22 protein-coding genes are annotated in these 24,552 nt (G+C 66.1%); 21 read left to right on the top strand and 1 reads right to left on the bottom strand.

Annotated elements, in window-relative coordinates:
- Position 1 precedes the first annotated feature (1 nt).
- On the top strand, positions 2-1,855 hold the full coding sequence (locus CBM2594_RS00690; protein ID WP_116355152.1) for a branched-chain amino acid ABC transporter ATP-binding protein/permease: 1,854 nt from the start codon (positions 2-4) through the stop codon (positions 1,853-1,855).
- 9 nt (positions 1,856-1,864) lie between these two features.
- Entirely contained in the window at positions 1,865-2,608 is a 744-nt protein-coding gene (locus CBM2594_RS00685) for an ABC transporter ATP-binding protein (protein ID WP_116355151.1), read from the top strand.
- Between the two features lie 283 nt (positions 2,609-2,891).
- On the opposite strand, the gene CBM2594_RS00680 is transcribed toward CBM2594_RS00685, so the two are convergent.
- Positions 2,892-3,803, bottom strand: coding sequence for a LysR substrate-binding domain-containing protein (locus tag CBM2594_RS00680; protein WP_116355150.1), 912 nt, complete (start codon positions 3,801-3,803; stop codon positions 2,892-2,894).
- Positions 3,804-3,945: 142 nt separating this feature from the next.
- Between CBM2594_RS00680 and CBM2594_RS00675 the strand changes: the two genes are divergently transcribed.
- From CBM2594_RS00675 to CBM2594_RS00585, 19 genes are all read left to right on the top strand, one after another.
- Positions 3,946-4,941 (top strand): Bug family tripartite tricarboxylate transporter substrate binding protein, encoded by a 996-nt coding sequence (locus CBM2594_RS00675; RefSeq protein WP_116355149.1) that lies wholly within the window; start codon positions 3,946-3,948, stop codon positions 4,939-4,941.
- A 2-nt stretch (positions 4,942-4,943) separates the two neighbouring features.
- Positions 4,944-5,816, top strand: coding sequence for an N-formylglutamate amidohydrolase (locus CBM2594_RS00670; RefSeq protein WP_116355148.1), 873 nt, complete (start codon positions 4,944-4,946; stop codon positions 5,814-5,816).
- Between the two features lie 210 nt (positions 5,817-6,026).
- Complete coding sequence (gene mnmG, locus CBM2594_RS00665; RefSeq protein ID WP_116355147.1) at positions 6,027-7,985, top strand: tRNA uridine-5-carboxymethylaminomethyl(34) synthesis enzyme MnmG; 1,959 nt, start codon at positions 6,027-6,029, stop codon at positions 7,983-7,985.
- A gap of 21 nt (positions 7,986-8,006) precedes the next feature.
- Complete coding sequence (gene rsmG, locus CBM2594_RS00660; protein WP_116357637.1) at positions 8,007-8,708, top strand: 16S rRNA (guanine(527)-N(7))-methyltransferase RsmG; 702 nt, start codon at positions 8,007-8,009, stop codon at positions 8,706-8,708.
- Positions 8,709-8,793: 85 nt separating this feature from the next.
- The gene (locus CBM2594_RS00655; protein ID WP_012354286.1) at positions 8,794-9,567 is read left to right on the top strand and encodes a ParA family protein; all 774 of its coding nucleotides are present in this window, start codon (positions 8,794-8,796) and stop codon (positions 9,565-9,567) included.
- A gap of 16 nt (positions 9,568-9,583) precedes the next feature.
- Positions 9,584-10,486 carry a ParB/RepB/Spo0J family partition protein gene (locus CBM2594_RS00650; RefSeq protein ID WP_116355146.1) on the top strand — a complete coding sequence of 301 codons (903 nt, stop codon included), beginning with the start codon at positions 9,584-9,586 and terminating at the stop codon, positions 10,484-10,486.
- Between the two features lie 317 nt (positions 10,487-10,803).
- On the top strand, positions 10,804-11,310 hold the full coding sequence (locus CBM2594_RS00645; RefSeq protein ID WP_116355145.1) for an ATP synthase subunit I: 507 nt from the start codon (positions 10,804-10,806) through the stop codon (positions 11,308-11,310).
- Between the two features lie 244 nt (positions 11,311-11,554).
- Positions 11,555-12,421, top strand: a complete 867-nt coding sequence (atpB, locus tag CBM2594_RS00640) for a F0F1 ATP synthase subunit A (protein ID WP_116355144.1) — start codon at positions 11,555-11,557, stop codon at positions 12,419-12,421.
- 71 nt (positions 12,422-12,492) lie between these two features.
- Positions 12,493-12,759 (top strand): F0F1 ATP synthase subunit C, encoded by a 267-nt coding sequence (atpE, locus tag CBM2594_RS00635; RefSeq protein ID WP_011299478.1) that lies wholly within the window; start codon positions 12,493-12,495, stop codon positions 12,757-12,759.
- Between the two features lie 99 nt (positions 12,760-12,858).
- Complete coding sequence (locus CBM2594_RS00630) at positions 12,859-13,329, top strand: F0F1 ATP synthase subunit B (protein ID WP_116355143.1); 471 nt, start codon at positions 12,859-12,861, stop codon at positions 13,327-13,329.
- Between the two features lie 2 nt (positions 13,330-13,331).
- The gene (locus tag CBM2594_RS00625) at positions 13,332-13,877 is read left to right on the top strand and encodes a F0F1 ATP synthase subunit delta (RefSeq protein WP_116355142.1); all 546 of its coding nucleotides are present in this window, start codon (positions 13,332-13,334) and stop codon (positions 13,875-13,877) included.
- Between the two features lie 38 nt (positions 13,878-13,915).
- The gene (atpA, locus tag CBM2594_RS00620; protein WP_116355141.1) at positions 13,916-15,457 is read left to right on the top strand and encodes a F0F1 ATP synthase subunit alpha; all 1,542 of its coding nucleotides are present in this window, start codon (positions 13,916-13,918) and stop codon (positions 15,455-15,457) included.
- A gap of 74 nt (positions 15,458-15,531) precedes the next feature.
- Positions 15,532-16,407 carry a F0F1 ATP synthase subunit gamma gene (atpG, locus tag CBM2594_RS00615; RefSeq protein ID WP_116355140.1) on the top strand — a complete coding sequence of 292 codons (876 nt, stop codon included), beginning with the start codon at positions 15,532-15,534 and terminating at the stop codon, positions 16,405-16,407.
- Positions 16,408-16,440: 33 nt separating this feature from the next.
- Entirely contained in the window at positions 16,441-17,844 is a 1,404-nt protein-coding gene (atpD, locus tag CBM2594_RS00610) for a F0F1 ATP synthase subunit beta (RefSeq protein WP_092316765.1), read from the top strand.
- 96 nt (positions 17,845-17,940) lie between these two features.
- Entirely contained in the window at positions 17,941-18,357 is a 417-nt protein-coding gene (locus tag CBM2594_RS00605; protein ID WP_010811262.1) for a F0F1 ATP synthase subunit epsilon, read from the top strand.
- A gap of 714 nt (positions 18,358-19,071) precedes the next feature.
- Entirely contained in the window at positions 19,072-19,512 is a 441-nt protein-coding gene (locus tag CBM2594_RS00600; protein WP_116355139.1) for a CoA-binding protein, read from the top strand.
- A 46-nt stretch (positions 19,513-19,558) separates the two neighbouring features.
- Positions 19,559-20,509, top strand: coding sequence for an alpha/beta hydrolase (locus tag CBM2594_RS00595; RefSeq protein ID WP_116355138.1), 951 nt, complete (start codon positions 19,559-19,561; stop codon positions 20,507-20,509).
- Positions 20,510-20,561: 52 nt separating this feature from the next.
- Positions 20,562-21,653: a uroporphyrinogen decarboxylase gene (gene hemE, locus CBM2594_RS00590; RefSeq protein ID WP_116357636.1), complete on the top strand. Its 1,092-nt coding sequence runs from the start codon at positions 20,562-20,564 to the stop codon at positions 21,651-21,653.
- Between the two features lie 523 nt (positions 21,654-22,176).
- Positions 22,177-24,462 carry a primosomal protein N' gene (locus CBM2594_RS00585; protein WP_116355137.1) on the top strand — a complete coding sequence of 762 codons (2,286 nt, stop codon included), beginning with the start codon at positions 22,177-22,179 and terminating at the stop codon, positions 24,460-24,462.
- Positions 24,463-24,552: the final 90 nt, after the last annotated feature.

Here is a 24,552-nt window from a genome sequence, read left to right as displayed (position 1 = left end):
CATGACCATGCTGACCGACAAGCAAGCCAACAGGCAGGCCGGCGTGGCCGGCGCCGAGGCCGGCAGCCGCGCGCGGCTGAACCGCAACCGGGTGCTGGTGCTGGCCCTGATCGTGGTACTGGCGCTGCTGCCGGTGCTGCCCACGCCGGAATTCTGGATCACGCTGGGCAACTACATCGGGCTGTACAGCATCGTTGCGATCGGGCTGGTGCTGCTCACCGGCGTGGGCGGCATGACCTCGTTCGGGCAGGCGGCGTTCGTCGGGCTGGGTGCGTACAGCACCGCGTACCTGACCACGCAGTTCGGGCTGTCGCCGTGGTTCGGGCTGCTGGTGGGGCTGGTGATCACGATGGCGTCGGCGTATGTGATCGGGCTGATCACGATGCGCATGTCCGGGCACTACCTGCCGCTGGCGACCATCGCCTGGGGCCTGTCGCTGTTCTTCGTGTTCGGCAACCTGGAGTTCCTGGGCAAGTACGACGGCATCAGCGGCATCCCGGTGCTGTCGCTGTTCGGGATCGAGCTGCAGTCCGGCCGCGCCATGTTCTACCTGATCTGGGCAGTGGTGCTGCTGGCCGTGCTGGCGACGCAGAACCTGCTGAACTCGCGCCCGGGGCGCGCGATCCGCGCGCTCAAGGGCGGCGGCGTGATGGCCGAGGCGATGGGCGTGAACACCGCGTGGATGAAGGTGGTGATCTTCGTAGTGGCGGCGATCCTGGCGTGCGTGTCGGGCTTCCTGTACGCGCACCTGCAGCGCGCGGTGAACCCGACGCCGTTCGGGCTCAACTACGGCATCGAATATCTCTTCATGGCGGTGGTCGGCGGTGTGGGCCATGTGTGGGGCGCGGTGCTGGGCGCCGGCATCCTCACCATCCTGAAGGACGTGCTGCAAGGCGTGCTGCCCAGGCTGCTCGGTGCCGACGGCAATTTCGAGATCATCGTCTTCGGCGTGCTGCTGGTGCTGCTGCTGCAGTACGCGCGCGATGGCATCTGGCCGTTCCTGCGGCGGCTGGTGCCGTCGGGGCCGCCGGTGCTGGCGCCGGGGCAGGCCGCGGGGCTGGCGGTGCGCCAGAAGCCCGAGGCGGGCGAGCTGATCCTGGACGTGCGCGCCGCGCGCAAGCAATTCGGCGGGCTGGTCGCGGTGAACGATGTCAGCTTCCAGGTGCGCGCCGGCGAGATCATCGGGCTGATCGGTCCCAATGGCGCCGGCAAGTCCACCACCTTCAACCTGGTGACCGGCGTGCTGCCGGTGTCGGGCGGCGAGGTGCGCTACCGCGGCGAGGTGATCTCGGGCCTGCCGTCGCGCGAGATCGTCAAGCGCGGCATCGGCCGCACCTTCCAGCACGTGCACCTGCTGCCGACCATGACGGTGCTGGAGAACGTTGCCATCGGCGCCCACCTGCGCGGCGACTTCCGCGCGCAGGGCGGTGTCTGCGCGGCGATCCTGCGCATGAACAAGGTCGAGGAAGAGAAGCTGCTGTTCGAGGCGAAGCGCCAGCTTGAACGCGTGGGCCTGGCCGATTGCATGTACATGGAAGCCGGCAGTCTCGCGCTGGGGCAGCAGCGCATCCTGGAAATCGCGCGCGCGCTGTGCTGCGACCCGGCCCTGCTGCTGCTCGACGAGCCGGCGGCGGGCCTGCGCTACAAGGAGAAGCAGGCGCTGGCCGAACTGCTGCGCAAGCTGCGCGGCGAAGGCATGAGCGTGCTGCTGGTCGAGCACGACATGGATTTCGTGATGAACCTGACCGACCGGCTGGTGGTGATGGAATTCGGCACGCGCATTGCCGAAGGCGTGCCCGAGGAAGTGCAGAAGAACCCCGCGGTGCTGGAAGCCTACCTGGGTGGCGTGGAGTAAGGACCGGACATGAGCCTGATTCTCGAAGTGAAGGACCTGCACGTCCGCTACGGCAAGGTGGAAGCGGTGCATGGCGTCAACCTGAAGGTGGAGGCCGGCAGGATCGTCACGGTGATCGGCCCCAACGGCGCCGGCAAGTCGACCATGCTCAATGCGATCATGGGCGCGCTGCCGGTGACGGGGTCTTCTAGCGGCGCGGTCAGCTACCTCGGCCACGACATGGCCGGCATCCCGGTGGAAGGGCGGGTCGCGCGCGGCATGTGCCTGGTGCCGGAAAAGCGCGAACTGTTCGCGTCGATGACGGTGGAGGACAACCTGCAGCTGGGCGCCTTCCGCCGCAAGCGCGCCGGCGAGAAGAACTACCTGGACCAGATGGACGTGGTCTACGACCTGTTCCCGCGCCTGCGCGAGCGCGCGCGCCAGGACGCCGGCACGCTCTCCGGCGGCGAGCGCCAGATGCTGGCGGTGGGGCGCGCGCTGATGGCCAAGCCGCAGCTGCTGATGCTGGACGAGCCCAGCCTTGGCCTGGCCCCGCTGATCGTCAAGGAGATCTTCCACATCATCAGCAACCTGCGCCAGACCGGCGTGGCCACGCTGCTGATCGAGCAGAACGCGCGCGCGGCGCTGCAGGTGGCGGACTACGGCTATGTGATCGAGACCGGCGACATGGCGATGGAAGGGCCGGCCGACGAACTGGCGGCCAATCCCAAGGTGATCGAAACCTACCTTGGACTGGCGAAAAAGGCGGCGTAGCGAGCCTGGTTTTCGCCAGAGGAATGAGGGCCCGCTGACGCGGGCCCTTTGTTATTGGTGGTGTGAATAACTTTGGGGATAACCTGATTTTCGCGGCTTTTCATGCTTTGCCAGCCGTGCCGAAGATCCGGGGTCAGATCATATTCTCGCAATGAATGTGTGGCGCCAAGAATTCCGAAAGTATATCCATCCAGATGATGGCGTCGGGACGATTAATTCGCGGCATAGATAGCATGCCGCTAATCTAAGGCCATCAAAGCCATACCATGAATAACATGGCGCTTTACTTGCCGGTGTCCTCCGCCGCCGTCTCCAGCAGCCACGTGCGGAAGCAATGCAGGGCCGGATGATCGCGCCGCTCCCTGGGCGCGCACAGGAAATAGCCGCGTTGCAGCGTAATTGGCAGGTCAAACGGTGCCGCGACGCGTCCGGCGGCAATTTCCTCGCGTACCAGGCAGCGCTGCAGCACGGCGACGCCCATGTCGGCGCGCACCGCCTGGATCAGGATCGAGACCTGGTCGAACGCTGTGGATAACCGGGGCGCAGCGTTGGGTACGCCGGCCGCCTGCAACCAGTTTTGCCAGTTCGCCGGCGCGGTGGTGTGGTAGAGCAGGGGCTCGTCCAGCAACTCCGCCGGTGACTGCCAGCGGCCGGCCTGGCGCCTGGCGCGGGCGCGGTCCGGGTGGCAGACCGGCACCATTTCCCGACCGATCACGTAGTCGGCCTGCAGGCTGGGCCATTTGCCGGCTTCGCCCGCCAGGATGGCAGCGTCGGGGGTGGGGCCGGACAAGTCTTCGTCACGCTGGTAGGGGACGAAGTCCAGCCGGATCTGCGGGTGGCGGCGGTGGAAATCCGGCAGGCGGGGCACCAGCCAGACACTGGCCAGCGTGGGCACGACCGAGAGCGTCAGGTGATGGCGGCGGTCGCCGGCGCGCAAGGCGGCGCTGGCGTGCTCGATCGCAGCCAGTGGTTGCGCGACGGCATCGAGCAATTGCCGGCCGGCGTCGGTCAGTCCCAGCCGATGGGCATTACGCTGCAGCAGCGGCTGGCCGAAATGCGCTTCCAGGCGCGCGATGGCACGGCTGATCGCGCCCTGCGTCACGCATAGTTCCTCCGCCGCGCGCGTAAAGCTGCCCAGCCGCGCCGCGGTGGCAAAGGCGTGCAGCTCGGACATCGAAGGGGAATGCAGCCGCATGGGGAACGGGGCAGGGGGCTTCCCGCGCGGTCGCGCAAGGATGATCTTTGGTAATGCAAAGGTGCAATATAGTCGTTTGCACGCGGCCGGTAAACGGCTGACACTCGCCCGGTTCATGCACAAAAATCAACAGGAGAAACCCATGATCCGAGCCCGGATGTCGCGCCGCCAGCTGCTGCTGACCGGCACCGCCGCCACTGCCACGCTGGTCTTTGCCGGCAGCGCCCTGGCGCAGGCCAACTACCCCACCCGCCCGATCCGCCTGATCGTGCCGTTCGCCGCCGGCGGCTCCACCGACCTGTCGGCGCGCCTGGTGGCCGAGTTTGCCGGCCGCGAGCTGGGGCAATCGATCGTCGTGGAAAACAAGGGCGGCGCCGGCGGCTCGCTGGGCATGGAGCAGGTCGCCAGTGCCGCGCCGGACGGCTACACCATCGGCATGGCCACGGTCAGCACGCACGGCTCCAACCCGGCCGTATACCCCAAGCTCAAGTACGACCCGATCAAGGATTTCGCCCCGGTCACCAACGTGGTGGCGATCCCCAGCGTGTTCGCGGTGCACCCCAGCGTGCCGGCCAAGACCATGCAAGAGTTCATTGCGCTCGCCAGGGCCAACCCGGGCAAATACAGCTTTGCCTCGCCCGGTGCCGGGTCGCTCGGCCACGTCAACATCGAGAACTTCATGATGCTGGCCAAGATCGACCTGCTGCACGTGCCCTACAAGGGCGCCGGGCTGGCGCTGAACGACGCCGTGGCGGGGCAGGTGAACGCGATTACCGACAACCTGTCGTCGACGCTGCCGCACGTGAAGGCCGGCCGGCTGCGCGCGCTGGCGGTGCTGGGCGCGGCGCGCTCCGCGCAGCTGCCCAACGTGCCGACCTACGCCGAGCTGGGCTTCAAGGACATGGGCGAAGGCGGCTGGTTCGGCATTGTCGCGCCGGCCAATACGCCGCCCGCCATCGTCGCCAGGCTGAACCAGGCGATCCACAAGGCCATGCAGAACCCCGAGTTCAAGCGCAAGGTCGATGAGTCCGGCGGCACGCTGGTGCCGACCACGCCGGAACAGTTCAAGGCCCAGATCCAGCAGGCCATGGCGCGCTACGCCCGCGTCGCCAAGGCGGCCGAGATCAAGCTGGACTGAGCATGGCGGAAGCAAGCAAGCAGGCGGCCGCGTTGCCGCCGGTGATCGTGCGCCTGCCGGAAGGGGAGGCCCTGCCGCTGGTGTGCGATTCTCCGCATAGCGGCACCGCATACCCGGCAGACTTTGGCGCCGCGGTTCCCGCCGAGCGCCTGCGCGGCGGCGAGGACACGCACGTCGACGCGCTGTGGCAGGCCGTGCCCGCGGCCGGCGGCACGCTGCTGGCGGCGACCTTTCCGCGGGTCTATATCGACCCGAACCGGATGGCTGACGATATCGACCCGGCCCAGCTCGACGGTGCCTGGCCGACGGCGCTGGCACCGGGGCCGAAGACGCAGCTGGGCTACGGGCTGATCTGGAGCCGGATCGACGCGGCCACGCCGATCTACGATCGCCGGCTGTCCGTGGCGGAAGTGCAGGCGCGCATCGAGCGCTACTACCGCCCCTACCACGCGGCGCTGGCCGAGGCCGTGGAGGGCGCGTACGCGCGCTTTGGCGCACTCTGGCACCTGAACCTGCACTCCATGCCGAACAACGCGTACGAGCGCCTGAAGATCGCCAGTGCGCACCCGCTGGCCGACTTTGTGCTGGGCGATCGCGATGGCACGACTTGCGAGCCGGGGCTGGTGGACCTGGTCGAGCGGGAACTGCGCGGCATGGGCTACACCGTTGCGCGCAACGATCCGTACAAGGGCGTGCAGTTGATCGCACAGATCGGGCGACCGGCGGAGCGGCGCAACAGCCTGCAGATCGAGATCCGCCGCCCGCTGTATATGGACGAGGTGACGCGCGAGCGTAATGCCGGCTTTGCCTTGTTGCAGCGGGATCTGGGCAAGCTGACCGAGCGGCTCGCGGCATATATCCGTTCACGGCTCTGAGACGCTTGTTCCACGTGAAACATAGGCCGGGCCATTGCGCCCGGCCTTTTTGTTTCACGTGAAACACAACGTCGTTTCCGGGCGACTGCGGGGTATCGTAGAAGCCATGTTTCACGTGAAACATGGTGTCCGCGGGAAAGCGACAACTCGAATGCCGCTATAATTTCGCATTCCTGTATTTTCCCGCCAGCCTCCCGGAGGAGGTGTCCCATGCTTTACCCGAAAGAATTCGATGTCATCGTCGTCGGCGGTGGCCATGCCGGCACTGAAGCCGCCCTTGCTGCAGCCCGCATGGGCTGCCAGACGCTGCTGCTGACCCATAACATCGAGACGCTTGGGCAGATGAGCTGCAACCCGTCGATCGGGGGCATCGGCAAGGGGCACCTGGTCAAGGAGGTCGACGCCATGGGCGGCGCCATGGCCGCGGCCACGGACGAGGCCGGCATCCAGTTCCGCATCCTGAATTCCAGCAAGGGTCCGGCGGTGCGTGCCACGCGGGCGCAGGCAGATCGCGTCTTGTATCGCAAGGCGATCCGCACCCGGCTTGAGAACCAGCCCAACCTGATGCTGTTCCAGCAGGCGGTCGACGACCTGATGGTGGAGGGCGGCCGTGTCGTCGGCGCCATGACGCAGGTCGGCATCGCGTTCCGTGCGCGCGCGGTCGTGCTGACTACCGGCACCTTCCTGGACGGCAAGATCCACGTGGGGCTCGACAACTACACCGGCGGCCGCGCCGGCGACCCCGCCGCAGTATCGCTGTCGGCACGCCTGAAGGACCTGAAGCTGCCGCAAGGCCGCCTGAAGACGGGCACGCCGCCGCGCATCGACGGTCGCACCATCGATTTTTCGGTGATGGAAGAGCAGCCCGGTGACCTCGATCCCGTGCCCGTGTTCTCGTTCCTGGGCCGGCCCGAGCAGCATCCGCAGCAGCTGCCGTGCTGGATCACGCATACCAACAGCCGTACCCACGAGATCATCCGCGGCGGGCTGGACCGCTCGCCGATGTACACCGGCGTAATCGAAGGGGTAGGGCCGCGTTACTGTCCCAGCATCGAGGACAAGATCCATCGCTTTGCCAGCAAGGAAAGCCACCAGATCTTCCTGGAGCCGGAAGGCCTGACCACCAACGAGTTCTATCCCAACGGGATCTCGACCAGCCTGCCGTTCGACGTGCAGCTGGAACTGGTGCACTCGATCCGCGGCATGGAGAACGCGCATATCCTGCGTCCGGGCTATGCGATTGAATACGACTACTTCGATCCGCGCGGCCTGAAGGCCTCGCTGGAGAGCAAGGCGATCCGCGGCCTGTTCTTCGCCGGCCAGATCAACGGCACCACCGGCTACGAAGAAGCCGCGGCACAGGGCCTGCTGGCCGGGATCAACGCCGGTTGCTACGTGCGCGAGCGCGATCCGTGGACGCCGCGCCGTGACCAGGCCTACCTGGGTGTATTGGTTGACGACCTGATCACGCGTGGCGTGACCGAGCCGTACCGGATGTTCACCAGCCGCGCGGAATTCCGCCTGAGCCTGCGCGAAGACAACGCCGACATGCGGCTGACCGAGGTCGGCCGTGAACTGGGCGTGGTCGACGACGCGCGTTGGGACGCGTTCAACCGCAAGCGCGACGCTGTTTCACGTGAAACAGAGCGTCTGAAAAGCACCTGGGTGAACCCGTCGATGCTGCCTGCGGACGAGGCAGTGCCGCTGCTGGGCAAGCCGATCGAGCGCGAGTACAGCCTGGCCGACCTGCTGCGTCGCCCGGAAGTCAGCTACGAAGCGCTGATGGCACTGCAGGGCGGCCGCCATGCCCCTGAAGCCCCGCTGGATGCGGAGCCGATGCTGGCGGAGCAGATCCGCGAGCAGATCGAGATTGGCATCAAGTACCACGGCTATATCGCCCGCCAGGCGGCCGAAGTCGACAAGCTGGAAGCCAACGAATCGACGCGCCTGCCGGAAGGGCTGGACTACACCGAGGTGCGCGGGCTCGGCTTCGAAGTCAGCCAGAAGCTGAACCAGCATCGGCCGGAAACGCTGGGCCAGGCATCGCGCATTTCGGGCGTGACGCCGGCCGCCGTGTCGCTGCTGCTGGTACACCTGAAGAAGAAGAGGCTGGGCCGTGGCCGTGCGGAAGCCGGCGCATCTTCCGGCACCGGTGAAGAGGCTGCCTGAGTGCCTGGTCCGCGACACCCCCTGACCGACGACGCCACGCTGCGTCGCCGCCTTGAAGCGGGCCTGGCCGAGATCGGGCTGGCATTGGCGCCGGCGCAGATCGACACGCTGTTCGCGTACCTGGCCCTGCTGCGCAAATGGAATGGCGTCTACAACCTGACCGCGATCCGGCATCCCGACGAGATGCTGACGCATCACATGCTGGACTCGCTCGCCGCGGTGCCGGCACTTGCCGAAGCCGCCCGTTCTGTTGAGGTCGCGGCGCCGGCGCGGGGCAGGGTGCTCGACGTCGGCTCCGGCGGCGGCATGCCGGGCCTGCCGCTGGCGATCGCGTGTCCGGATGTGTCGGTGCTGATGGTCGACATCGTGCAGAAAAAGACCGCCTTCCTGACGCAATGCCGGGCCCAGCTGGGGCTGTCCAATGCCGCCGCGCACTGGGGCCCGGTGGAGCAGCTGGACGATGCCGACGGCTTTGCCGTGATCACCTCGCGCGCGTTTGCCGAACTGACGGATTTCGTGAGCCTGTCCGGCCACTTGCTTGCGCCTCGCGGCAAGCTGATCGCGATGAAGGGCGTGTATCCGCAGGCCGAGCTGGACCGCATGGAAGCCGCCGGCTTGATGGCGCAATGGCAGGTCGACGCCGTGCCCCGGCTGGCCGTGCCCGGGCTGGACGCGGAGCGCCACCTGGTGGTGCTGTCGCGCCGCGCGGGCGCCCCCGCATGACCTACGCCGCGGCACCGCGCAAGCGCGCCGCGAACTGCCAGCCGCGTGCTGGCCGGATGATTTGAAGCAGGAGCCGCAGGAGCTTATGGCCAAGGTATTCGTGATCGCAAACCAGAAGGGCGGGGTAGGCAAGACCACCACCACGGTGAACCTTGCCGCCGGCTTGGCCGCGCAGGGACAGCGCGTGCTGCTGGTCGACCTGGACCCGCAGGGCAATGCCTCGATGGGTTCGGGCATCGACAAGCAGGCGCTGGAAACCAGCGTGTACCAGGTGCTGGTTGGCCTGGCCGGCATCCCGCAGGCGCGCCAGCGCTCCGAGACCGGCAAGTACGACGTGCTGCCGGCCAACCGCGAACTGGCGGGCGCGGAGGTGGAACTGGTCGAGCTGGACCAGCGCGAGCGCCGGCTGCGCCAGGCCATTGCCGAGGTCGACGGCGACTATGACTTCGTGCTGATCGACTGCCCGCCGTCGCTGTCGCTGCTGACGCTGAACGGGTTGTGCGCGGCGCACGGCGTGATCGTGCCGATGCAATGCGAGTACTTTGCGCTGGAAGGGCTGTCGGACCTGGTCAACACCATCAAGCAGGTGCACGCCAACCTGAACCGCGACCTGCAGGTGATCGGCCTGCTGCGCGTGATGTTCGATCCGCGCGTGACGCTGCAGCAGCAGGTGTCGGCGCAACTGGAATCGCACTTCGGTGAGAAGGTCTTCAAGACCCTGATCCCGCGCAATGTGCGGCTGGCCGAGGCACCGTCCTATGGCATGCCGGGCGTGGCGTTCGATCCGTCATCGAAGGGCGCCAAGGCGTACCTGGACTTCGGCGCCGAGATGATCGCGCGGGTCCGGCAGCTGGGCTGAACGAGAGGGCAAGAGCATGAGCACTGCAAAGAAGAAGGGCCTGGGCCGCGGCCTCGAAGCGCTGTTGGGCGGGCCCGCCGAAATCGTCGAATCGGTCAGGCAGGAGGGCTCGCCCACCGTGCTGAACCTGAACCAGCTGCAGCCGGGCAAGTACCAGCCGCGCACCCGCATGGACGAGGGCGCGCTGCAAGAGCTGGCCGCGAGCATCCGCGCCCAGGGGCTGATGCAGCCGATCCTGGTGCGGCGCGTGGCCGAGCCGGACCGCTACGAGATCATTGCCGGCGAGCGGCGCTTCCGCGCCTCCAAACTGGCCGGGCTGGACAAGGTACCGGTGCTGGTCAAGGACGTCGCCGACGAAGCCGCGGCGGCGATGGCGCTGATCGAGAACATCCAGCGCGAAGACCTGAATCCGCTGGAAGAAGCGCAGGGCATCATGCGGCTGATCCGCGAGTTCAGTTTCACGCACGAGCAGGCGGCCGAGTCGGTCGGCCGCTCGCGCAGCGCGGTGTCCAACCTGCTGCGGCTGCTGAACCTGGCGGCGCCGGTGCAGACCATGCTGATGGCCGGTGACCTCGACATGGGCCACGCGCGCGCGCTGCTGGCCGTCGACGGCGCCAACCAGATCACGCTGGCCAACCAGATCGTCAACAAGCGGCTTTCGGTGCGCGAAACCGAGAAGCTGGTGGCGTCGACGCTCAAGCCGTTCGACCTGAAGTCGCTCAAGCAGAAGGGCGGCAACAATGTGCGCGACGTGGCGCGGCTGGAAGAGGAGCTGTCGGATGCGCTGGGGCTGGCGGTGCAGATCAAGCTGTCGCCCCGCGGCAAGGGCCAGCTGACGATCCATTTCAGCAACAACGACGCGCTCGAGGGTGTGCTGACGCGCCTGCGCGAATCGCGCGAAGGGCAGCAGGCCGCCTGATTTACTGCGCGATTAACGGCCAGTGCTGCGGCGACTGTTGCGCGCACGCAGCACTGGACATGCCGATCGCCGGTATACGTTGTGCGCGGCCAGTAATCCCCCATCATGCGCAGGGTTCGCTGCGCAATCCAATTACGTCAAACATCATTGCCGCGCAATTTTCGCGCAGCCATCATGCAATCGTGATGGCAACCGTTGTGCGCAACGCACTGCAAGGCAAATGTAAGCAGATTGACGCGAATCAGTAGTTCCCCTTAAAATCGTGCGGTTTGAATTCTGGTCGGGCCGAAAGTTCCGGCCCGAAACAAGGCAGGCAGGTGGTGGTTCGAGACCGTCAGCAACGAGGCGCCGGGTCCCGTCAGGAAGATGACTGGGACGATTGGAAAGAGGGCGCGGACCGTGAGGAAGAAGCTGTCGATCCGCTGTCGCATGCCGAGGCGGTGACGCTGTTTGGCGAGCGCGCGCTGCGTCCTTCGCGCATGACCCCGGGCAAGGTTGTCCTGGCGCAGGTGGTGGTTTCCCTGCTGTCGGCACTGTGCTGGGCGCTGTTTGCGAAAGAGCCGGGACCATATGGATGGTCGGCGCTGTTCGGCGGCATGGTGTGCTTCGTGCCGAGCGGGTTTTTCGCATTCCGGCTGTGGCTGGCGCGCGACCGGGCCTCGGTGGGCGGACTGGTGCTGGGCGAGGCGATCAAGGTCTTTGCCACGGTGGCACTGCTGGTGCTGGTCGTGGTGCTGTACCGGGATCTGCGTTGGGTGCCGTTGCTGGTCACGTTCCTGCTGGCGCTGAAGACATACTGGGTGGTGGCCCTGGCGATGCGCTAGGGCGGCGGCTCAAAAATGGTGCTTCCGTCGGAAGTGGTGGCACCGAAACGGAATATCAAGAGTTTTCCGTGACGGATGCAGCGGGTTCACGACGCTGACTCCGGACACGGTCAAGGTTGGACCCCGCTTGCATTGCGGTGACCGGCGAATCCGCCGAAGGCAATGCAAGACGCGTACCGGGCGCATTGCCAGACCGTGGCGGCGTACCGGCCCGAAGATTTCGCAATATACCGTTCGTATCGACATGTCTGATGCTACCCAAAGCGCCGAACACGCGCTGACACCTTCCGGCTATATCGCCGAACACTTGCAGAACTTGAACTCGGTCGGCGGCAAGCAGGCGTCGGTGGTCGACTTCTCCGTGCTCAACTACGACACGGTGTTCTGGTCCGTGCTGTGCGGCGCCATCGCCGTGCTGTTTCTGTACGCTGCCGCGCGCCGCGTCACCTCGGGCGTGCCGGGCCGCTTCCAGGCCTTCGTCGAGATGATCGTCGAGATGGTCGACGACCAGGCCAAGGGCATCATCCATGGCGACCGTTCGTGGATCGCTCCGCTGGCGCTGATGGTGTTCTGCTGGATCACCATGATGAACGCCATCGACTTGATCCCGGTCGACTGGGTCAACGGCCTGAACCACGTCCTGGGCATCTTCCACCTGCATATCCCCCACCACCGCGCAGTGGCCACGGCCGACCTGAACGGCACGCTGGGCATGTCGTGCGCCGTGCTGGTGCTGATGATCTACTACAGCTTCAAGATCAAGGGCGTGGGCGGCTTCATGCACGAGCTGTTCTCGGCCCCGTTCGGCGCCAAGTGGTACCTGGCGCCGTTCAACCTGGTCCTGAACCTGATCGAATTCCTGGCCAAGGCCGTTTCGCTCGGCATGCGGTTGTTCGGCAACATGTACGCCGGCGAACTCGTGTTCCTGCTGATCGCGCTGCTGGGTTCCATCTGGACGTTCGGCGCGGACCTGTCGGCGCTGGGCTTTGTCGGCCATGTCGTGGCCGGCGCGGTCTGGGCGATCTTCCACATCCTGATCGTCCTGCTCCAGGCCTTCATTTTCATGATGCTGACGCTGGTGTATATCGGCCAGGCTCACGATCACCACTGATCGCTGCAAGTTTCAGGTTTTTGGTTTTTTGGTTTTTTGGTTCTAAGTCTCTCTAAATTAAAGGAGTCATCATGCAAGCATTTCTCGCCAACATCCAGGGTCTGACCGCCATCGGTATCGGCATCATCATCGGCCTGGGCGCTATCGGCGCCTGCCTGGGTATCGCCCTGATGGGTGGCAAGTACATCGAAGCGTGCGCACGTCAGCCCGAGCTGATGAACCCGCTGCAAACCAAGATGTTCCTGCTGGCTGGCCTGATCGACGCGGCATTCCTGATCGGCGTGGGTGTTGCAATGCTGTTCGCGTTCGCCAACCCGCTGCTGGCTGTCATCCAGTAATTCTTTTCGGTCTGCATGATGCTGACGGGCGGCGCGGGCCACCAGCCCAGCCGCCTTTTGTGCATTTATCTGTAGTTTGATTACCGAAAGGAACACACCATGAATCTGAACGCAACGTTTTTTGCGCAGATGGTCGTGTTCTTCATCCTGTGGTGGGTTGTTGCCAAATTCATTTGGCCGCCGCTGGTGAAGGCGCTCGACGAACGCGCAAAGAAGATCGCCGATGGCCTCGCCGCTGCCGAGAAGGGCAAGGCCGAGCTCGAACTCGCCAACAAGCGTGTGGACCAGGCCCTGGCCGAAGCCCGCACCGAGGGTGCGCAACGCGTCGCTGACGCCGAGAAGCGCGCCCAGCTGACGGCCGACGAGATCAAGCAGAACGCCCAGGCAGAAGCCGCACGCATCATTGCCCAGGCCAAGGCCGAGGCCGAGCAGCAGGCAACCCGCGCACGCGAAGAACTGCGTGACCAGGTCGCCGTGCTCGCCGTCAAGGGTGCCGAGCAGATCCTCAAGCGTGAAGTGAACGCGCAGGTCCACGCCGACCTGCTCAATCAACTCAAGGCTGAGCTCTAATCATGGCTGAAACCGCAACCATTGCCCGTCCCTACGCTGAGGCGCTGTTCCGCGTCGCCAGTGAATCGAGCGCAGGCAATCTGGGTGCATGGTCCGAGCTGGTGTCGGAGATGGGGCAGGTCGCTGCCAATCCCGACATGAAGGCGGTCGCCGACGACCCGAACGTTCCCGGCGACAAGCTGGCCGAACTGTTCCTGTCGGTGCTGAAGTCCCCCGTCAGCGACGAAGCACGCCGCTTCGTGCAGCTGCTGGTGGAGAACGACCGCCTCACGGTGATGCCCGACATCGCCGAACAGTTCCATGCGCTCAAGAACGCCCGCGAAGGGTCGTCCGACGTTGAGATCACCAGCGCTTTCCCGCTGGAAGATGGTCAGCTCAACGACCTGATCGCCGCACTCGAACGCAAGTTCGGCCGCAAGCTGTACGCGCAGGTGGCGGTGGACCCGTCCCTGATCGGCGGCGTCAGCGTCAAGGTTGGCGACGAAGTGCTCGACACCTCCGTGCGTGCGCGCCTGGCAGCCATGCAAACCGCGCTGACCGCCGCCTGAGCGGCCGTCCGGCGGATTGAAGAATTAGGAGCATTGTGATGCAACTGAACCCCTCAGAAATCAGCGAGCTGATCAAGACCCGCATCTCGGGTCTTGGCGCCGAAGCTGAAGTGCGCAACACCGGCACGGTGATCTCCGTGACCGACGGTATCTGCCGCGTGCATGGCCTGTCTGGCGTGATGCAGGGCGAGATGCTGGAATTCCCCGGCAACACCTTCGGCCTCGCGCTGAACCTCGAGCGCGACTCGGTCGGCGCCGTGGTGCTGGGTGAGTACGAACACATTTCCGAAGGCGACACGGTCAAGTGCACCGGCCGCATTCTGGAAGTGCCGGTGGGCAAGGAACTGCTGGGCCGCGTGGTCAACACGCTGGGCCAGCCGATCGACGGCAAGGGCCCGATCAACGCCAAGGAAACGGACGTGATCGAGAAGGTGGCACCGGGCGTGATCGCGCGCCAGTCGGTGAGCCAGCCGGTGCAGACCGGCCTGAAGTCGATCGACGCGATGGTGCCGATCGGCCGTGGCCAGCGTGAGCTGATCATTGGCGACCGCCAGACCGGCAAGACCGCCGTCGCCGTCGACGCCATCATCAACCAGAAGGGCAAGGGCGTCTTCTGCGTGTACGTGGCAATCGGCCAGAAGGCTTCGACCATCGCCAACGTGGTGCGCAAGCTGGAAGAGCACGGCGCGATGGAATACACCGTCGTCGTCGCCGCCGCCGCTTCGGATTCGGCCGCCATGCAGTACCTGGCCGCCTACGCCGGCTGCACCATGGGCGAGTACTTCCGCGACCGCGGCGAAGACGCGCTGATCGTCTATGACGACCTGACCAAGCAAGCCTGGGCCTACCGCCAGGTGTCGCTGCTGCTGCGCCGCCCGCCGGGCCGCGAAGCCTACCCCGGCGACGTGTTCTACCTGCACTCGCGCCTGCTCGAGCGTGCCGCCCGCGTGAACGCCGACTACGTCGAGAAGTTCACCAACGGCGCCGTCAAGGGCAAGACCGGTTCGCTGACCGCGCTGCCGGTGATCGAAACGCAGGCCGGCGACGTGTCCGCGTTCGTTCCCACCAACGTGATCTCGATCACGGACGGCCAGATCTTCCTGGAAACCGACCTGTTCAACGCCGGTATCCGCCCCGCCATCAACGCCGGTATCTCGGTGTCGCGCGTCGGTGGTGCTGCACAGACCAAGGTGGTGAAGAACCTGTCCGGCGGTATCCGTACCGACCTGGCCCAGTACCGTGAACTGGCTGCGTTCGCGCAGTTCGCCTCGGACCTGGACGACGCCACCCGCAAGCAGCTGGAGCGCGGCCGCCGCGTGACCGAACTGCTGAAGCAGCCGCAATACCAGCCGCTGCAAGTGTGGCAGCTGGCCGCTTCGCTGTTCGCCGCCAACAACGGCTTCCTCGACAACGTGGAAGTGAAGGACATCCTGCCGTTCGAGAAGGGCCTGCACGACCACCTGAAGACCAAGTACGCCGACCTCATCAACCGCATCGAAGAGACCAAGCAGCTCTCGAAGGAAGATGAAGCCGCCCTGCGTGCCGCTGTCGAGGATTTCAAGAAGTCCGCCGCGTTCTAACCGCGTAATTCCACGACATCGTCGCCGCGCCTGGCTCACGCCGGCGCGGCGATGGTTCGGATGGAGAGGAAGATATGGCCGGAACGAAAGAGATTCGAACCAAGATCAAGAGCGTGCAGAACACGCGCAAGATCACCAAGGCGATGGAGATGGTCGCCGCGTCCAAGATGCGCAAGGCGCAGGAGCGGATGCGCAGCGCCCGTCCTTACGCCGAGAAGGTGCGCAACATTGCGGCGCACCTGGCTGCGGCCAACCCCGAGTTCAAGCACCCGTTCATGCAGGAGCGCGAAGTCAAGCGCGTCGGCATGATCGTGGTCACGACCGACAAGGGGCTGTGCGGCGGCCTGAACACGAACGTGTTGCGCGCCGTCACCAATGAACTGAAAACCCTGCAGGGCCGCGGCGTGGACGTGCAAGCCACCGCCATCGGCACCAAGGGCATGCAGTTCCTGGGCCGCGTCGGCGCCAAGGTGATCTCGCACGTGGTGCACCTCGGTGACACCCCGCATCTGGAAAAGCTGATCGGCGCGATCAAGGTCCAGCTCGATGCCTTCACCAATGGTGAGGTCGACGCGGTGTACCTGGCGTACACCAAGTTCATCAACACGATGAAGCAGGAACCGATGGTCGAGCAGCTGCTGCCGCTCGCCGCCGACAAGCTGTCGCAGACCGAAGAAGAGAAGCGCGCCTACTCGTGGGACTACATCTACGAGCCCGACGCCCAGACCGTGGTGGAAGAACTGCTGGTCCGCTACGTCGAGGCGCTGGTGTACCAGGCCGTGGCCGAGAACATGGCGTCCGAGCAATCGGCGCGCATGGTGGCCATGAAGGCTGCGTCCGACAACGCCAAGAACGTGATCGGCGAACTGCAACTGGTCTACAACAAGACCCGTCAGGCCGCGATCACCAAGGAACTGTCGGAAATCGTCAGCGGCGCAGCTGCGGTCTAAGGCGTCACGAATTCAAGCTATCGGAGATACGAAATGAGTATCGGAAATATTGTGCAGTGTATTGGCGCCGTGGTGGACATCGAGTTCCCCCGCGACGCAATGCCGAAGGTGTACGACGCGCTCGTGCTGGAAGACAGCAGCGATGCCTCGTTCGCCGAAAAGGGCCTGACCTTCGAAGTCCAGCAACAGCTGGGCGACGGCGTGGTGCGTACCATTGCCCTGGGCTCGTCGGACGGCCTGCGCCGCGGCATGGCAGTGAAGAGCACCGGCGCCCCGATTTCGGTGCCGGTTGGCCACGGCACCCTGGGCCGCATCATGGACGTGCTGGGCCGCCCGATCGACGAAGCCGGCCCGATCGCCTCGGACGAACTGCGCGCGATTCACCAGAAGGCACCGAAGTTCGACGAACTGTCGCCTTCCGTTGACCTGCTCGAAACCGGCATCAAGGTGATCGACCTGGTCTGCCCGTTCGCCAAGGGCGGCAAGGTGGGCCTGTTCGGTGGCGCCGGCGTGGGCAAGACCGTCAACATGATGGAGCTCATCAACAACATCGCCAAGCAGCACAGCGGTCTGTCGGTGTTCGCCGGCGTGGGCGAGCGTACCCGTGAAGGGAACGACTTCTACCACGAAATGAAGGACTCGAACGTGCTCGACAAGGTGGCCATGGTGTTCGGCCAGATGAACGAGCCGCCGGGCAACCGTCTGCGCGTGGCGCTGACCGGCCTGACCATGGCCGAGCGCTTCCGCGACGAAGGCCGTGACATCCTGTTCTTCGTCGACAACATCTACCGCTACACGCTGGCCGGTACCGAAGTGTCGGCACTGCTGGGCCGTATGCCTTCCGCCGTGGGCTACCAGCCGACGCTGGCTGAAGAAATGGGCAAGCTGCAGGAGCGCATTACGTCGACCAAGACCGGCTCGATCACGTCGATCCAGGCCGTGTACGTGCCTGCCGATGACTTGACCGACCCGTCGCCGGCCACCACCTTCCTGCACCTGGACTCGACCGTGGTGCTGTCGCGTGACATCGCCGCGCTGGGTATCTACCCCGCAGTGGATCCGCTGGATTCGACCTCGCGCCAGCTGGACCCGCAGGTCGTCGGCACGGAACACTACGAAGTGGCCCGCCGTGTTCAGCAGACCCTGCAGCGCTACAAGGAACTGCGCGACATCATCGCGATTCTGGGCATGGACGAACTGTCGCCGGAAGACAAGCTGGCAGTGAACCGCGCCCGCAAGATCCAGCGTTTCCTGTCGCAGCCGTTCCACGTGGCCGAAGTGTTCACGGGTTCGCCGGGCAAGTACGTGCCGCTGAAGGAAACCATCCGCGGCTTCAAGATGCTGGTCGACGGCGAGTGCGATCACCTGCCCGAGCAGGCGTTCTACATGGTCGGCTCGATCGACGAAGCCTTCGAGAAGGCCAAGAAGCTCCAGTAAGCCTTGCTTGGCGTTCCCGCGCGAGCGGGAGCGAAGGCAGGCCCGGCTAGGTCCGGGCCTGCCGCTTGAGCGAAGCGATTGGAGAAAGGATCAGATATGGCAACCATTCTTGTAGACGTCGTCAGCGCGGAAGCGTCGATCTTCTCCGGCCAGGCGAAGTTCGTGGCGCTGCCGGGCGAGTCGGGCGAGCTGGGCATCCTGCCCGGCCACACGCCGCTGATCACGCGCATCCAGCCGGGTGCGGTGCGCATCGAGAAGGAAGACGGCAGCGAAGAGTTCGTGTTCGTTGCCGGCGGCATTCTCGAAGTGCAGCCCAAGCACGTCACCGTGCTGGCAGACACCGCGATCCGCGGTGGCGACCTGGACGAAGCCAAGGCCCAGGAAGCCAAGCGTGCGGCCGAAGAGCTGATGCAGAACCAGAGCAGCGACCTCGATCTGGCGCGTGCCCAGAGCGAACTCGCCGTGGCGGCTGCGCAGCTGGCTGCCATCGCCCGCCTGCGTCGTAAGAAGTAAGAATCAGCAGTCCTGTCGCATTGTTGTTTTTTGATGCGACATTGAAAAAGGCAGCCGCGAGGCTGCCTTTTTTGTGAGCGCGGCGATATGCTTTTGCCGCGCCTGGACCAAAAAAAAGCGCGCGGGCCGGGGAGGCTCCGCGCGGACGGGAAAATCCCTTCGAGGGGTCAATTCGAAGGAACGGGTTCGGTCCAGGTCGACAAGCAAGGCGCACCGGATATCAAAATATCCGCGAACAGGCCGCAAAGGCCACGCGCTGCAACGGTCTTCCTGGTGCTCCGGTCCAGCATGCTTGATGCTGGATCGGAAAATCGGGTTACTGCCGGAAACGCTACAAACAGGCTTTCTTCACCACGCCCCTTTAGTCTGCACTGCCATTTTCACCGGGGCGCCACGCCCGGACAGCGGGTGTGTCAATGCATTGTGGGGGAAACTCCCGGGCATGGCAGTAACAAAATGTATCGTTTTGAAAGAAGTTGAAAGCCGGAGCGCTGAAAATCCGGCGTGATCGGCATATTTTTGCGCGTACGGATCACGTTTGGCGCCTCCATGTAATGCCGGATTATCTTTATATCCGCTGCTGCCATGTTCGGTTCCGCACCAAATCCTGCGTGACAATTGCGGTTACGATTCAACCGGCCGCTGCCTTGCCTGGTCCAGTCCAGGCCGTGCCACGGTCACTTGCCCCAGCCACGTTCACCCCACGGAGATGCCATGGCACCTGAGATGCAGCAAGCCATACAAGCCATGCTGGCGATGAAGACCGTAGCCGTGGTCGGCCTGTCCGACCGCCCCGAGCGGCCCAGTCATGAGGTGGCCGAATTCCTGCAGGGCCACGGCTACCGCATTGTGCCGGTCAATCCCCGCCATGCCGGCGAACGCATCCTGGGCGAGACCTGCCACGCCACGCTGCGCGAGGCCGCCGATGCTGCCGCGGCGGCGGGCGCCCCGATCGCCTGGGTTGATATCTTCCGCCGTGCCGAGGAAACGCCGGCGGTGGTCGACGAGGCTATCGCCATTGGCGCGCGCGGGGTATGGCTCCAGCTTGGCATCGTCAACGACCAGGCCATGCGCCGCGCCACCGGTGCGGGGCTGCTGGCGGTGCAGGACTGCTGCAGCAAGGTCGAGCTGACGCGCCAGCTCGGCGGGGACTGATTCCCGCTGTTTCCGCTTCCCTACCGATTTCCAACTGCCGCCGACCATGGCCATCGATCCCCAACTGCTTGCCTATTTCCAACGCCTGGCCGAACGCTATGCCACCGAGCCGGTGCCGGCCGACGTCCCGGCGCAGCGGGCCCGTTTCGCCGAGATTGCCGCGGCCTCGTTGCGGCCCGATCCGGATGGCGTGGTCGTGAAACAGCTCGATGTGGCGCTGCCCGGGCGTACGCTGGGGGCTCGGCTGTTCCGCCCGCCCGGCGTGGCCACGCCGCGCTTGCTGGTGTACTTTCACGGCGGCGGCTGGGTGATTGGTTCGACGCAGACGCACCACACCGTCGCCGCGCTGCTGGCGGCGGATACCGGCTGTGCCGTGGCCAGCGTCGATTACCGCCTCGCCCCTGAACACGCCTTCCCGGCGCCTTGCGACGACGCCGTCGAAGCCGTGCTGTGGCTGGCCGGGCAGCGCCAGGCGCTGGGCCTGGCGCCGGATTTCCTGGCGGTGGCCGGCGACAGCGCCGGCGGCCATCTCGCGGCGCAGGCCGCGCAGCAGCTCAATGCCGGCGACGCGGTGCGGGTCGACGCCCAGCTGCTGATCTATCCGGTGACGGCGCCGGTGCTCAGCACCGAAAGCTATCGCGCTTTCGCCGACGGCCCGGGCCTGACGCGTGACGAGATGGCCTGGTTCTGGACCCAGTACATTGGCGCCGAGGCGCTGGCGCAGGGCGCCGCCCACGGCGATCCGCGCGTGCACCTGATGGCCGCGCCGCCGGTGCGGCCGCCGGCCACCGTGCTGATGGTGGCCGCGCACGATGTGCTGCGCGACGACGGCCTGGCCTATGCCGACTTCCTGGTGCGCCACGACGCCCCGGTCATCACCATCGAAGCCAGCGGCATGACCCACGGCTTCGCGCGGCTGCAGCCCGAGGCGGACCGCGCGCGGGAATGGATGCGCCGCGCCGCGTCGGCGTTCGCCGGGATGATCGACGACGCCTGAGCGGCATCCGCGTGCGGCCATCCCTTAGAATGGCGGTCTTACGAGGATGACCATGACCGCACTGCAGAACGATACCTTCCTGCGCGCGCTGCGCCGCCAGCCGACCGAATACACGCCGCTGTGGCTGATGCGCCAGGCTGGCCGCTACCTGCCCGAGTACAATGCCACGCGCGCGCGCGCCGGCAGCTTCCTCGGGCTGGCCAAGAACCCGGCCTACGCCACCGAGGTGACACTGCAGCCGCTGGACCGCTATCCGCTGGACGCGGCGATCCTGTTCTCCGACATCCTGACGGTGCCGGATGCGATGGGCCTGGGCCTGTCGTTCGCGCAGGGCGAGGGCCCGCGCTTCGCGCATCCGCTGCGCACCGAGGCCGACGTGCAGAAGCTGGCCGTGCCCGACATGGCATCGCTGCAGTACGTGTTCGACGCCGTGCGCGAGATCCGCCGCGCGCTGGTGCAGGACGGCAGCCAGCGCGTGCCGTTGATCGGCTTCTCGGGCAGCCCCTGGACCCTGGCCTGCTACATGGTCGAGGGCGGCGGCTCGGATGACTTCCGCATCGTCAAGGCGATGATGTACGGCCGCCCCGACCTGATGCACCGCATTCTCGACATCAATGCGCAGGCGGTCACGGCGTACCTGAATGCGCAGATCGAAGCCGGGGCGCAGGCCGTGATGATTTTCGACACCTGGGGCGGGGCGCTGGCCGACGGCATGTACCAGGCGTTCTCGCTGGCCTACATGCGCCGCGTGCTGGCCGGCCTGAAGCGCGAGCACGGCGGCCAGCAGGTGCCGGCGATCGTCTTCACCAAGGGCGGCGGCCTGTGGCTGGAAGCGCTGGCCGACACCGGCGCCGATGCCATCGGGCTGGACTGGACCGTCAACCTCGCCGAGGCGCGCCGCCGCACCGGCGGCCGCGTGGCGCTGCAGGGCAATATCGACCCGACCGTGCTGTTTGCCCCCGAAGCCGCCATCCGCGAGCAGGTGCGTGGCGTACTGGACAGCTACGCCGCCGCTGGCGGCAGCGACGGCCATGTCTTCAACCTTGGCCATGGCATTTCGCAGTTCACGCCGCCGGAGGCCGTTTCCGTGCTGGTCGACGAAGTGCACCGGCACAGCCGCCAACTGCGCGCGGCAGCGAAGTGACGGCCGCGGTATCCAGCCAGCAGGCTGGTTCGGGCGAGCCCCCGCGCTGCAACGCCCCGGCCATGCCCGTACCCAGTGCTGCGGGAGCCGCGCGGGCGTACCCTGTCAAGTTAACTTTTTCGCCAGGAACCGCCAAAAAGGTGCGCGCAGTTGACTGGCGGCACTTGACTTATGCACACCGATAGGTTTGCCGCAGTGCGGAACAGGGTTATTCCCTAACCTATCTGGGGGATGTTTGCAAGCCCTTGATTTTTAAGGCTTTGGAAGATTTGCAAAGAAGGGGTCGTTGCCAGTGGATCCCTTGTTTTTCGGGCCTTCCCGGCCAGCCGAAGCGACTTTTCAACAAAGTTATCCACAGGGGCGCAGGAATTAGTGGAAAACCAGTCATCTATCATCGACTTAGGGCCACATTTGAAGTTTTACTTTAAGTTGATGTTGCGCCGCACACTAACTTTCCCCCCCTGCCTGCCAGGCCGCCAGCGAGCAGGCGGCTGCACCATGGCGATGCCCCGGCAAGTTGCGCATGCTGCCTGAAAGCGCCAGCACTCCCGACGCCATGGCGAGGCCTTCGGTGATCCGGGTTGCGCTCGACACCCCTGCCGACGACTGCTTCGACTACCTCGCCATTGCCGGGGTCGCGCCGGGCGACCTGGTCGTGGTGCCGTTCGGCCGCCGCAGCATGGTCGGCGTGGCGGTCGAATTCGCGCAGGACTCGGACGTGCCCGCCGACAAGCTGCGCCCGGTGGCGCAACGGCTGGACTGGCTGCCGCCGCTGCAGCCTGACTGGATCGAGCTGGCGGCCTTTGCCGCGCGCTACTACCAGCGCCGCCTCGGTGAAGTGATGCTGCCGGCCTTGCCGCCCGCGTTGCGCGAGGCGGAAAGCTGGCCGAACCTGGCGCAGCGTGCCCGCACCGATGAATACCGCGTGCTGCCGGACCAGGCGCAGGCCTTGCTGGCGGCCGTGCCGCCCCGTGCCCGCAGCGTGCGTGCGCTGGCCCAGGCGCTGGCCGAGCGCGCTCCCGCGGGGGAGCCGCTGTCCCTGGCCGAGGCGCGTGCCCTCTGTGCCGCGGCACCGTCGCGGCTGGCCGAATGGCAGGCCGCCGGCTGGGTCGACTCCAGCCGCACCGCGCGCACCTTGTTGCCGACCGATCCCGCGCAGCCGCCTTCGATCGCGCCGCCGCTGCACGACGAGCAACGTGCCGCGGTGCAGGCCATTGCCGAGGCCGAAGGCTTTGCCCCCTTCCTGCTGCACGGCGTGACCGGCAGCGGCAAGACCGAGGTCTACCTGCATGCGATGCAGGCGGTGCTTGAGCGCGATCCCTGCGCCCAGGTGCTGATGCTGGTGCCCGAAATCAACCTGACCCCGCAACTGCAGGCCCGCATCGCGGCGCGCTTCCCGCACCTGCCGCTGGCGGTGCTGCACAGCGGCCTGGCCGACCAGGAGCGCAGCCTGCAGTGGCTGGCGGCGCACCGCGGCGAGGCCCGCATCGTGCTGGGCACGCGCATGGCGGTGATGGCGTCGCTGCCGGCGCTGGCGCTGATCGTGGTCGACGAGGAGCACGACACCTCGTACAAGCAGCAGGAAGGACTGCGCTACTCCGCGCGCGACCTGGCGGTGTGGCGCGCCAAGCAGCGCGGCATCGCGGTAGTGCTGGGGTCGGCCACGCCGTCGATGGAAACCTGGTGGCGCGCCGGGCAGGGCACTTACCGCAAGCTGGTGCTGCGCGAGCGCGCCCAGGCCGATGCGGCGCTGCCGGCGGTGCGGCTGGTCGACCTGAACCATGAGCGCCAGCGCCAGCGCGCCCTGTTCGAGGGCCTGTCGGTGCCGCTGCTGGAGGCCATCGACGCGCGCCTGGCGCGCGGCGAGCAGAGCCTGCTGTTCCTGAACCGCCGCGGCTATGCGCCGGTGATCGCCTGCGACAGCTGCGGCTGGCTGTCGGGTTGCCCGCGCTGCTCGGCGTACCTGGTGCTGCACCGGCCGGAACGGCGCCTGCGCTGCCACCACTGCGGCCTCGAGGCGCCGGTGCCGCATCACTGCCCGGACTGCGGCAATGTCGATATCGCGCCGCTCGGGCGCGGCACGCAGCGCATCGAGGAAGCGCTGGCGGCGCGCTTCCCCCAGGCCCGCATTGCCCGCATCGACGCCGATTCCACGCGCCGCAAGGGCAGCGCGCAGGCCATGTTCGACGAGGTCCACGCGGGCGAGGTCGATATCCTGGTGGGCACCCAGATGGTGGCCAAGGGCCATGACTTCCAGCGCGTGACGCTGGTCGGCATCGTCCATCCGGACGCGGCCATGTTCAGCCACGACTTCCGCGCCGCCGAGCACCTGTTTGCGTCGCTGATGCAGGTGGCGGGGCGGGCCGGGCGGGCCGGGTTGCCGGGCGAGGTGCTGATCCAGACCCGCTATCCGGATACCCCGGCATTGCAGGCCCTGACGCGCCATGACTATGATGGATTCGCGGCCAGCCAGTTGCGCGAGCGGCGCCAGGCCGGGTTGCCCCCGTTCTGCTTCCAGGTGCTGGTCACGGCGGAACACGGGCAATTGGAGCGGGCGTTGCAGTTCCTGGAGGCCGCGCGCCGGCATGCCGAACGCTGCACCCTGGCGCCGGAGGTGCAACTGCATGATCCGGTGCCGATGTCGATGGTGCGCGTGTTCAACCGGGAACGTGCGCAGATGCTGGTGGAAGCCAGCGCGCGCCCGGTACTGCAACGGTTTGTGGCCGAGTGGGTACAGACTTTCGCAGAGGTAGGCACGGAGGCGAAGGGGGTGCGCTGGCAGCTGGAGATCGACCCGCTGCGGATCTAGCGGCCAGCGATGCGGAGCGAAGGTGCAACCCTGAACTTTGGGTTTTCGATAGGGTTGCACAAGGTTGCACCTTGGTGAGTTTCGGGAGTA

Source organism: Cupriavidus taiwanensis (assembly GCF_900249755.1).
Taxonomy (GTDB): domain Bacteria; phylum Pseudomonadota; class Gammaproteobacteria; order Burkholderiales; family Burkholderiaceae; genus Cupriavidus; species Cupriavidus taiwanensis_D.
Note: the sequence above shows the minus strand (reverse complement) of the source record. Positions and strands in the feature narration are given on the sequence as shown.

What these genes read in the sequence shown, in the direction of transcription:
- CBM2594_RS00690 (WP_116355152.1), top strand. Translation starts at nt 2, where the DNA reads ATGACCATGCTGACCGACAAGCAAGCCAACAGGCAGGCCGGCGTGGCC.
- CBM2594_RS00685 (WP_116355151.1), top strand. Translation starts at nt 1,865, where the DNA reads ATGAGCCTGATTCTCGAAGTGAAGGACCTGCACGTCCGCTACGGCAAG.
- CBM2594_RS00680 (WP_116355150.1), bottom strand. Translation starts at nt 3,803, where the DNA reads ATGCGGCTGCATTCCCCTTCGATGTCCGAGCTGCACGCCTTTGCCACC.
- CBM2594_RS00675 (WP_116355149.1), top strand. Translation starts at nt 3,946, where the DNA reads ATGATCCGAGCCCGGATGTCGCGCCGCCAGCTGCTGCTGACCGGCACC.
- CBM2594_RS00670 (WP_116355148.1), top strand. Translation starts at nt 4,944, where the DNA reads ATGGCGGAAGCAAGCAAGCAGGCGGCCGCGTTGCCGCCGGTGATCGTG.
- mnmG (WP_116355147.1), top strand. Translation starts at nt 6,027, where the DNA reads ATGCTTTACCCGAAAGAATTCGATGTCATCGTCGTCGGCGGTGGCCAT.
- CBM2594_RS00655 (WP_012354286.1), top strand. Translation starts at nt 8,794, where the DNA reads ATGGCCAAGGTATTCGTGATCGCAAACCAGAAGGGCGGGGTAGGCAAG.
- CBM2594_RS00650 (WP_116355146.1), top strand. Translation starts at nt 9,584, where the DNA reads ATGAGCACTGCAAAGAAGAAGGGCCTGGGCCGCGGCCTCGAAGCGCTG.
- atpB (WP_116355144.1), top strand. Translation starts at nt 11,555, where the DNA reads ATGTCTGATGCTACCCAAAGCGCCGAACACGCGCTGACACCTTCCGGC.
- atpE (WP_011299478.1), top strand. Translation starts at nt 12,493, where the DNA reads ATGCAAGCATTTCTCGCCAACATCCAGGGTCTGACCGCCATCGGTATC.
- CBM2594_RS00630 (WP_116355143.1), top strand. Translation starts at nt 12,859, where the DNA reads ATGAATCTGAACGCAACGTTTTTTGCGCAGATGGTCGTGTTCTTCATC.
- CBM2594_RS00625 (WP_116355142.1), top strand. Translation starts at nt 13,332, where the DNA reads ATGGCTGAAACCGCAACCATTGCCCGTCCCTACGCTGAGGCGCTGTTC.
- atpA (WP_116355141.1), top strand. Translation starts at nt 13,916, where the DNA reads ATGCAACTGAACCCCTCAGAAATCAGCGAGCTGATCAAGACCCGCATC.
- atpG (WP_116355140.1), top strand. Translation starts at nt 15,532, where the DNA reads ATGGCCGGAACGAAAGAGATTCGAACCAAGATCAAGAGCGTGCAGAAC.
- atpD (WP_092316765.1), top strand. Translation starts at nt 16,441, where the DNA reads ATGAGTATCGGAAATATTGTGCAGTGTATTGGCGCCGTGGTGGACATC.
- CBM2594_RS00605 (WP_010811262.1), top strand. Translation starts at nt 17,941, where the DNA reads ATGGCAACCATTCTTGTAGACGTCGTCAGCGCGGAAGCGTCGATCTTC.
- CBM2594_RS00600 (WP_116355139.1), top strand. Translation starts at nt 19,072, where the DNA reads ATGGCACCTGAGATGCAGCAAGCCATACAAGCCATGCTGGCGATGAAG.
- CBM2594_RS00595 (WP_116355138.1), top strand. Translation starts at nt 19,559, where the DNA reads ATGGCCATCGATCCCCAACTGCTTGCCTATTTCCAACGCCTGGCCGAA.
- hemE (WP_116357636.1), top strand. Translation starts at nt 20,562, where the DNA reads ATGACCGCACTGCAGAACGATACCTTCCTGCGCGCGCTGCGCCGCCAG.
- CBM2594_RS00585 (WP_116355137.1), top strand. Translation starts at nt 22,177, where the DNA reads ATGCTGCCTGAAAGCGCCAGCACTCCCGACGCCATGGCGAGGCCTTCG.